This is a genomic window from Mesorhizobium sp. M7A.F.Ca.US.014.04.1.1, from assembly GCF_003998745.1.
GTDB classification, from domain to species: domain Bacteria; phylum Pseudomonadota; class Alphaproteobacteria; order Rhizobiales; family Rhizobiaceae; genus Mesorhizobium; species Mesorhizobium ciceri.
In genome coordinates, this window is the sequence record NZ_RZRW01000278.1 from 1 (window position 1) to 7,663 (window position 7,663).

Genomic DNA, 7,663 nt, shown 5'->3' on the forward strand with positions numbered 1-7,663 from the left:
GTTCGGTTCGGAACGATTTTCCGGCGTCGCCTCATGGCGCTCGCGCGGTGGCGCTTCCGGTCTGGCAGGAGCCTGGCCGGGACGCGGGCGTGACACGTCCGCCGCACTCTTGGCGGATGGATGTGGACGGTTGTCGCGGCGTTTGTCGCGAAAAGACTTCAAGCGGGGGCAACTCCGAACGGCGTGGCCGCTTTTGACATAGGGCAACCGGCTTCGCAACCAAGTCCGACAGGTCGGCCTCTCCGGTTTATGTCTGCCGGCGATGGACCAATGTCAAAGAAACAGGCAAATCTGCTCGATGTCCCGCTCCGAACGCCTGCTCGACCTCATACAGTGCTTGCGCCGGCATCGCCGGCCGGTGAGCGGGCACATGCTTGCCGACGAGACGGGCGTTTCGATCCGCACGCTCTACCGCGACATCGCCACGCTGCAGGGCCAGGGCGCGCCGATCGAAGGTGAGGCGGGGTTGGGTTATGTGCTCAAGCCCGGCTTCATGCTGCCGCCGCTGATGTTCAGCGACGAGGAGATCGAAGCCATTGTGCTCGGCTCGCGCTGGGTCGCCAGGCAGCCGGACCAGCGTCTCTCGGCCGCCGCCGCCAACGCGTTGGCCAAGATCGCAGCCGTGCTGCCCGACGATCTGCGCGAGGATCTTGACGCGAGCACACTGCTGGTCGGGCCTCCTGCCGCGGCCACCGAGGGCATCGATCTTGGTCTGGTGCGGCAGGCCATCCGCAACGAGCGCAAGCTCGGCTTTCTCTACCGCGATGCCGGCGGGGCCGTGTCCCAGCGCGTCGTCTGGCCATTTGCGCTGGGCTTCTTCGACAAGGTGCGGGTGGTGGTGGCGTGGTGCGAGATGCGGCAGGATTTCCGGCATTTTCGCGCCGATCGCATCGCCGAACTCCAAGCAATGGACACGCGCTATCCGCGTCGTCGCCAGGCGCTGCTCAAGGAATGGCGAACGACGCTCGACAAGCCGCGTGGTTCGCGATGACTGCTGCCATATTCTGACAGTAGCCTATCGTATGTTCGTCAAGTCGAAACACCGAACCTTGGAGAGCAGATATGGCCACCCCGAATTTCGTCATCCTCTATGTCGACCAGCCGCAGCAGAGCGGTGCCTTCTACAGCGCGCTGCTCGGTCGTGAGCCGGTCGAAAGTTCGCCGACCTTCGTGCTGTTCGTGCTCGATGCCGGCTTCAAGCTCGGCCTGTGGTCGCGCCATACGGTGGAGCCGGCAGCCGCCACGTCAGGCGGTGGCGCCGAAATCGTGTTTGCGCTGGATACGCCCGATGCGGTCGATGCCGCCCATGCCGACTGGTCCGGGCGCGGGCTGAAGATCCTGCAGACGCCGACCGACATGGATTTCGGTCGTACTTTTGTCGCGCTCGATCCCGATAATCATCGCCTGCGCGTCTACTGGCTGTCCGACGGGGAACAGGCCAATGGGGAACAGAAATGAGCGCGTATTGGATAGCGGTGGCGTCGGCCGAGCATGTCCGGCGTGGTCGCACAGCCGGCTTCATGCAGGTCAACCACGGCAAGGCGGCACCGCTGCGTCGCGTCAAGCCGGGTGATGGCGTCGTCTACTATTCGCCGACCACTGTTTTGGGCGACAAAGACGGCCTGCAGGCTTTCACGGCGATAGGCATCGTGCGGGAAGGCGAGCCTTATCAGGGCGATATGGGCGCCGGCTTCACGCCGTTCCGCCGCGATGTGGCATGGGCCAAGGCCGAGGAAGCGCCGATCAAGCCGCTGCTCGACAGGCTGGACTTCACCGCGGCCAAGTCGAACTGGGGTTATCAGCTTCGCTTTGGCCTTTTTGAAATCGGGGATCACGATTTTCGTGTGATCGCCGAGGCGATGGGCGCCGAAATGGGTGCAACGGTAAACTAGGCCGTGAGCGCCTTGTAGACGGCAATGCCGGCGGCAAGATCCTCGAGTGCCGCTCCGACCGACTTGAACAGCGTGATCTCACCGGCGCTCTCGCGGCCCTTCTTCCGGCCGCGCGCCAATTCGTGCAGATCGGCGACGATGGCTTCCGGTTTCAGCACGCCGGAGGCCAGCGGTTGGACGATGTCGCCGGCTTCCTTGGTGGCGCCGGCGCGGGTGTCGACATAGACGCGGGCAAGCCTGATCGCATCGTCATCGCTCTCGCGCATCGTCGGCGTAAAGCCGCCGACCAGGTCGACATGGGTTCCCGGCCGCAACAATGCGCCCTTGATCAACGGCGTGGTCGTGATCGTCGCCGAGGAGACGATGTCGGCCTGCCCAAGCTCCGTATCGAGATCGCTTGCCGCACTGGCCGCGAAGCCCTGGGCGCACAGATCGGCCGCGACTTTCTCGGCATTGGCCGGGGTGCGGTTCCAGATGCGGATGGTCTTGATGGGCCGCACGGCCGAGTGCGCCTTGGCGAGGAAGGGCGACAGCGCGCCGGCGCCGACCACAAGCAGCCGCGAGGCATCGTCGCGGGCGAGATAGGAGGCCGCAAGCGCCGAAGCACAGGCGGTGCGCCATTGTGTCAGCCGCTGGCCGTCGATCAGGGCCTCGGGTTCGCCGGTGGCGCCGTTGAGCAGAAGATAGAGCCCCATCACCGCGGGCTTGCCGATGGCATTGTTGTCGGGCGACACGGTGACGATCTTGACGCCGACGTGACCGCCGGCCGACGTGCCGGCCGCGTTGAGATCGGTCCAGGCCGGCATCAAAAGCAGTGTGGAGGCGGCACCATCGGGCCGCTCGATCGTATGATGATGCCTGACCGGCTGCACCGCACCGTCGCGAAACGCCATGCGCAGCGTCTCGACCAGTCCGGGAAAGGTCAGCGCATGGTCGACCTCTGCGGCCGAAATGGTCAGCATGAAAAACTCCGTGAGGACAAAACCGCCGATTGGCGGCTCAAGCGGTCGGCTTCGGCAATGCTGCCCCTTGGGCGGACCCCGGTGCCTGGCTTTGTGATACCGCCGGCGCACGGCTGACCGCCTGGCGCAGGTTCTCGGCTTCGACGCCGCGCTGGCGCGCCAGCTTGCGATAGCGACCCTGTTTGACCCACGTAGCCAGACTGCCGACGATCATGCCGATGGCGAGCGCCAGGAACAGGAAGATGAACAGCGGCAAAGTCAGGGTCAGCTTCGGATTGCCGGGGTTGAACGGGTCCAGCGTGAAGGCGACCAGTTCGCGGTTGGCGACAGCGAGTGCGATCAGGATGATCGCCAGGGGCACGAAGATCGCGATGAGGATGAAGCGATTGAACATGATGTTTTCCGTCGGAAGCTGGCCTGTCCGAAAGGCCGTCAGGCGCTGACGTCGCGCCTACTTGCCGCCGTTCAGCCTTTCACGCAGTTCCTTGCCGGTCTTGAAGAACGGCACCCATTTCTCCTCGACCTCGACGGATTCGCCGGTGCGCGGATTGCGTCCGGTGCGCGCGGGACGATTTTTCACCGAAAAAGCGCCGAAGCCACGCAACTCGACCCGGTTGCCTTCGGCAAGGGCGTCGGTGATTTCATCAAAGATCGCGCCGACGATGTTTTCGACGTCGCGCAGGAAAAGATGCGGATTGCGCGTGGCAATAATCTGCACAAGTTCGGACTTGATCATGAGACGGGTCCCCGTGAAAGCAGTGCGGTCAAAATTATGAGGATGATTTTATTTGCTTTTTTCACTTGCCCCAAACGGCTTCTCAAGGGTGCCAGACGGAAACGAGACCGTCAAGAAACAAGCGGTCGGCTCCGAGTTCATGGATGACGTCGCTGCTGTAGGCGGGCAGGCCGAGCGCACTGCCGATCGTTTGCGCCATCGCTTTCGAGAACAGGAAGCCGCTGCGCCGTTCGGTATCCTTCCACTCGACGACCTTGAGCTTGGCATCGACGCCCTTGGTCGCCAGCCAGTCGACCGCCACGGTCTCGCCACCGACGGCGTCGATCAGCCCGTTGGCAACGCCCTGGCGACCGGTGAATATCGAGCCGTCGGCAAGCACCAGCGCTTGTTCGCGGCTCATCTTGCGGCGTTCGGCGACGATGTCGACGAACCAGTTGTAACTGTCGAGGATGAGCTTGCGAACCATGGCGCGCTCGTCGTCATTGGTCGGCTTGAAGGGAGAGGGCGCGGCTTTCAGCGGCGAGGATTTCACCTCCTCCAGCTTGACGCCGAGTTTGTCCATCAGGCCGCTGACGTCGGGATACTGGATCAGCACGCCGATCGAGCCGACGATCGAGGTCTTGCGGGCAACGATGTGATCTGCGGCACTGGCGATCATATAGCCCGCCGATGCGGCGAGCGTGCCGACTTCCGCCACCACCGGCTTGTCGGCGGCCAGCTTGCGCACTTCTTCATAGATCGATTCACCGCCAACGGTGGTGCCGCCAGGCGAATCGATCGACAGGATCACGCCTTTCACCTTCGATGAAAGACGGATGGTTTCCAGCCGCTTGATCAGTTCCTCGTCCTCGGTGATCGTGCCTTCGATCTTGACCTTGGCAATATGGTCGACCGTCGAGCCGCCGAAATCGTCGCCATAGAACCAGGTTGAAAGCGCAATCACCCCAAGGGCTATGATGCCTATGGCGACGACGCGCCAGAATGTCAGCTTGCGCCGCAAACGGCGGCGGTCGATCAGGTCGTCGGCTCTCAGTGCCATGGTCAGCCTTTCAGTCGGCGGGAGGAGACGCTTTTAGACCATGATCCTCCCATCTGGAAGCAGTTCTCTTTTGCGCATGGCGAGACAAGTCGGCGCCTGGACGTGAGGTGGCTATCCGCGTCGGCAGTCGACGGGGCCGGGTCGGGCCCTCTCCAGGCGTCGGTCTGCTCACATATTCGTGCAATCGCCACCAGGTCGGGCGACGAGACCGATGGCTGATAAATTTTACGCCGCGTGTCTGTTTCTGCTATGGAGAACACGCAGTTGTGCGGACTTCGTTTTCGTCTGTACAAAGGCGGCTGTCACATTTTTGCAGTTTTCGTGGGCTTGTGCTTGCTTGAAAGCGCCGGCGTCCCACCTATAGGCGGTGCCCAAGGGCGGGCAGGGTTAGAAGAAAGCAGTGAATGTTAGCGCGACCGATTGAACCGACCGACGCCGAGGCGGTGTTGGCTCCCCCGGCGGACGGCCGGACGCGCGGCGATGCTTTCGACCGTGCACAGCGTCATTCGCGCCGCGTGCGCGTTCTCAAATTTGCCGTGCCGGTGGCCGCAGCACTGATAGCGGTCGCTTTCCCGGTCTATTCCTATCTCGCCGCACCCGTCTCGGTGAAGATTCAGGCGGAAGGCACTGCCTTTTCCAACGGCAAGCTGGTGATGGCCAATCCCAAGCTCAACGGTTTCACCAAGCAGAAGCAGCCTTATTCGATGACGGCGCTGCGTGCCATTCAGGATGTCAGCACGCAAGGTATCATCGAGCTGGAAGGCATCGACGCCAAGGTGCCGATCGCGTCCGACAATGTGGCGGCGGTCAAGGCCTCGCACGGCACCTACGATCGCGACGGCAATACGATGAACCTGACCAGCGACGTGACGATCACCACGACCGACGGCATGCAGGCCAAGTTCAAATCGGTCTTCCTCGACATGGGCAAAGGCACTATGAAGACAGGAGATCCCGTCGATGTCAGCCGTGGCGGGTCGCGGATCACGGCGGATACGATGTCGGTCCAGGACAATGGCAAGATTCTGGTTTTCGAGAACAAAGTGCGCGTCAACATCGATTCCGCCGCCCTGAAGGCGGCACAGGGAAACAGCGGAGAAACCAATGCGGCTCAGTAGTTCGACGCGGCTCGCGGCTGCAACTTCAGCGTTGCTGCTGCTCGGACTCGTGCCGTCATGGGCGCAGACGACCAGTCAATCAGGCCTCAAACTGTCCGGCGACAAGCCGATCCAGATCGAGAGCGACAAGCTGGAAGTCCGCCAGGCCGACAGTGTCGCCATCTTCACGGGCAATGTCAGCGTCGTCCAGGGGCCGACATTGATGAAGGCCGGCAAGATGACGGTCTACTACGTCAAGGACCCCAACGCCGCTGCCAAGGGCACGGAGGCCGCGGGTGCGGCGATGACGGGCTCGGCCAACATCGACCACCTGGAGATCTCCGACAAGGTCTATATCAAGTCGGATGCGCAGATCGCGACCGGCGATCAAGGCAGCTTCGATATGAAGAGCCAGGTGCTGGTGCTTTCGGGCAAAAAGGTCGTTCTGTCGCAAAACGACAACGTTCTGGTGGGCTGCAAACTTACCGTGCAGATGAAAAGCGGGCTGGCTCAGGTGGATCCATGCGCTGGGCAACGTGTCCAGATGTCGATCACGCCGCCGCCGAAATCGGGAGCGACGAACCCCTGATGGCCAGCCTGTCGTCGCTGACGGCGCGTCTTCCGGGACGGGCCGCCGGCAAGCTTTCGGCGCCGGCCACGGTGACCGTCGATGCGGGAAAGTTCAAGGGAACCCTGATCGCCAAGGGGCTGACCAAGAGCTACAAGGGCCGCAAGGTCGTCAGCGGCGTCACCATCGGCGTGCGCGCCGGAGAGGCAGTTGGACTGCTCGGCCCCAACGGCGCCGGCAAAACGACCTGTTTCTATATGGTTACCGGCCTGGTGCCGGTGGATGAAGGCACGATCGAGATCGACGGCTTCGATGTCACGTCGATGCCGATGTACCGTCGTGCACGCCTCGGCATCGGCTATCTGCCGCAGGAAGCATCGATCTTCCGCGGCCTCAATGTCGAGCAGAATATCCGCGCCGTGCTGGAAGTGGTCGAAAAGGACCGCAAGGTGCGCGAGCGCAATCTCGACGAACTGCTCGAGGAATTCCACATCAGCCATCTGCGCAAGGCGCCATCCATGTCGCTTTCGGGCGGCGAGCGGCGACGCTTGGAAATCGCGCGAGCGCTGGCGACGCGTCCGGCCTACATGCTGCTCGACGAGCCTTTCGCCGGCATCGATCCGATCGCCGTCGCGGATATTCAACAACTGGTGCGCCACCTCACGGCGCGCGGCATCGGCGTCCTCATCACCGATCACAATGTGCGCGAAACGCTCGGCCTCATCGACCGCGCCTACATCATCCATGCCGGCCAGGTGCTGACCCATGGAAGGGCCGACGAAGTGGTGGCAAACCCGGATGTGCGGCGACTTTACCTCGGCGAGGGTTTCACCCTCTGAGCGTGAAATTTGTTTCCTGACACGATTTTTGCGGTTCGCGCGGCGCTTTTTCCTCGATTTTGCTCCGAGATAACGCTCCGGTAAGCGAGTTTTGCTACCAATTGCCTTGACAAGCAAAAGCCGGGCCAGTTTCTATGGCCGGCTGCAAAATTCCTTTCCGGAAGTCCGGATGCGTAGACGAGGCGTTTGAAACCGAACCATGGCGTTGGCGGCCAAACTACAGCTACGACAATCGCAGTCGCTGGTGATGACGCCGCAACTGATGCAGTCGATTCGGCTGCTGCAGTTCACCCATGTCGAACTCGAGCATTTCATCGACGAGGAAATCGAGCGCAATCCGCTGCTGGAGCGCGCCGAGCCGCAGGACGATGCCGCCAGCGACCAGGCGCAGAAGATCGAGGCGGAGCCGCAAGCCGCCCGCGAAGGCGACTGGTTCGAAAACGAGACGCAGTGGAGCGCGGAGGCGATCTCGGACAAGCTCGACACGTCGCTGGAAAACCTGTTTCCCGACGACCCGGGCACCAGCGAGC

The 7,663-nt window shown here is 62.5% G+C and carries 10 protein-coding genes and 1 pseudogene; 7 read left to right on the forward strand and 4 right to left on the reverse strand.

Going from position 1 to position 7,663, the window contains the following annotated elements:
• Nucleotides 1–298: 298 nt before the first annotated feature.
• The 3 genes from EOA22_RS18775 to EOA22_RS18785 all read left to right on the forward strand — a co-directional run bounded on the left by EOA22_RS18775 (nucleotide 299) and on the right by EOA22_RS18785 (nucleotide 1,892).
• The gene (locus tag EOA22_RS18775) at nucleotides 299–991 is read left to right on the forward strand and encodes a YafY family protein (protein ID WP_063169010.1); all 693 of its coding nucleotides are present in this window, start codon (nucleotides 299–301) and stop codon (nucleotides 989–991) included.
• 71 nt (nucleotides 992–1,062) lie between these two features.
• A complete protein-coding gene (locus EOA22_RS18780; protein WP_013529579.1) occupies nucleotides 1,063–1,458 on the forward strand; it encodes a VOC family protein in 396 nt (131 codons plus the stop codon).
• The gene (locus EOA22_RS18785) at nucleotides 1,455–1,892 is read left to right on the forward strand and encodes an EVE domain-containing protein (RefSeq protein WP_063169009.1); all 438 of its coding nucleotides are present in this window, start codon (nucleotides 1,455–1,457) and stop codon (nucleotides 1,890–1,892) included. Before EOA22_RS18780 ends, EOA22_RS18785 begins: the two co-directional genes overlap by 4 nt.
• On the opposite strand, the gene EOA22_RS18790 is transcribed toward EOA22_RS18785, so the two are convergent.
• The 4 genes from EOA22_RS18790 to sppA form a co-directional block, all read right to left on the reverse strand.
• Entirely contained in the window at nucleotides 1,889–2,854 is a 966-nt protein-coding gene (locus EOA22_RS18790) for an ornithine cyclodeaminase family protein (protein ID WP_063169008.1), read from the reverse strand. The genes EOA22_RS18785 and EOA22_RS18790 overlap by 4 nt on opposite strands.
• Nucleotides 2,855–2,891: 37 nt before the next feature.
• Nucleotides 2,892–3,248, reverse strand: coding sequence for a DUF1049 domain-containing protein (locus tag EOA22_RS18795; protein WP_024502826.1), 357 nt, complete (start codon nucleotides 3,246–3,248; stop codon nucleotides 2,892–2,894).
• 57 nt (nucleotides 3,249–3,305) lie between these two features.
• Entirely contained in the window at nucleotides 3,306–3,590 is a 285-nt protein-coding gene (locus tag EOA22_RS18800; RefSeq protein ID WP_006200394.1) for an integration host factor subunit beta, read from the reverse strand.
• Between the two features lie 82 nt (nucleotides 3,591–3,672).
• A complete protein-coding gene (sppA, locus tag EOA22_RS18805; protein ID WP_027161328.1) occupies nucleotides 3,673–4,629 on the reverse strand; it encodes a signal peptide peptidase SppA in 957 nt (318 codons plus the stop codon).
• A 404-nt stretch (nucleotides 4,630–5,033) separates the two neighbouring features.
• On the opposite strand from sppA, the gene lptC reads away from it, so the two are divergent.
• From lptC to EOA22_RS18825, 4 genes and pseudogenes are all read left to right on the forward strand, one after another.
• Nucleotides 5,034–5,747 carry an LPS export ABC transporter periplasmic protein LptC gene (gene lptC / locus EOA22_RS18810; protein ID WP_013529584.1) on the forward strand — a complete coding sequence of 238 codons (714 nt, stop codon included), beginning with the start codon at nucleotides 5,034–5,036 and terminating at the stop codon, nucleotides 5,745–5,747.
• Nucleotides 5,734–6,315: an LptA/OstA family protein gene (locus EOA22_RS18815; protein ID WP_013529585.1), complete on the forward strand. Its 582-nt coding sequence runs from the start codon at nucleotides 5,734–5,736 to the stop codon at nucleotides 6,313–6,315. Before lptC ends, EOA22_RS18815 begins: the two co-directional genes overlap by 14 nt.
• Nucleotides 6,315–7,133 carry an LPS export ABC transporter ATP-binding protein gene (gene lptB / locus EOA22_RS18820; RefSeq protein WP_013529586.1) on the forward strand — a complete coding sequence of 273 codons (819 nt, stop codon included), beginning with the start codon at nucleotides 6,315–6,317 and terminating at the stop codon, nucleotides 7,131–7,133. The genes EOA22_RS18815 and lptB overlap by 1 nt, the downstream gene beginning before the upstream one ends.
• A gap of 199 nt (nucleotides 7,134–7,332) precedes the next feature.
• Nucleotides 7,333–7,663 (forward strand): annotated as a pseudogene (locus tag EOA22_RS18825) (RNA polymerase sigma-54 factor); the annotation flags it as partial.

Excerpts from the sequence above, each read along its gene's own strand:
- EOA22_RS18775 (WP_063169010.1), top strand. The coding sequence starts at position 299 with ATGTCCCGCTCCGAACGCCTGCTCGACCTCATACAGTGCTTGCGCCGG.
- EOA22_RS18780 (WP_013529579.1), top strand. The coding sequence starts at position 1,063 with ATGGCCACCCCGAATTTCGTCATCCTCTATGTCGACCAGCCGCAGCAG.
- EOA22_RS18785 (WP_063169009.1), top strand. The coding sequence starts at position 1,455 with ATGAGCGCGTATTGGATAGCGGTGGCGTCGGCCGAGCATGTCCGGCGT.
- EOA22_RS18790 (WP_063169008.1), bottom strand. The coding sequence starts at position 2,854 with ATGCTGACCATTTCGGCCGCAGAGGTCGACCATGCGCTGACCTTTCCC.
- EOA22_RS18795 (WP_024502826.1), bottom strand. The coding sequence starts at position 3,248 with ATGTTCAATCGCTTCATCCTCATCGCGATCTTCGTGCCCCTGGCGATC.
- EOA22_RS18800 (WP_006200394.1), bottom strand. The coding sequence starts at position 3,590 with ATGATCAAGTCCGAACTTGTGCAGATTATTGCCACGCGCAATCCGCAT.
- sppA (WP_027161328.1), bottom strand. The coding sequence starts at position 4,629 with ATGGCACTGAGAGCCGACGACCTGATCGACCGCCGCCGTTTGCGGCGC.
- lptC (WP_013529584.1), top strand. The coding sequence starts at position 5,034 with ATGTTAGCGCGACCGATTGAACCGACCGACGCCGAGGCGGTGTTGGCT.
- EOA22_RS18815 (WP_013529585.1), top strand. The coding sequence starts at position 5,734 with ATGCGGCTCAGTAGTTCGACGCGGCTCGCGGCTGCAACTTCAGCGTTG.
- lptB (WP_013529586.1), top strand. The coding sequence starts at position 6,315 with ATGGCCAGCCTGTCGTCGCTGACGGCGCGTCTTCCGGGACGGGCCGCC.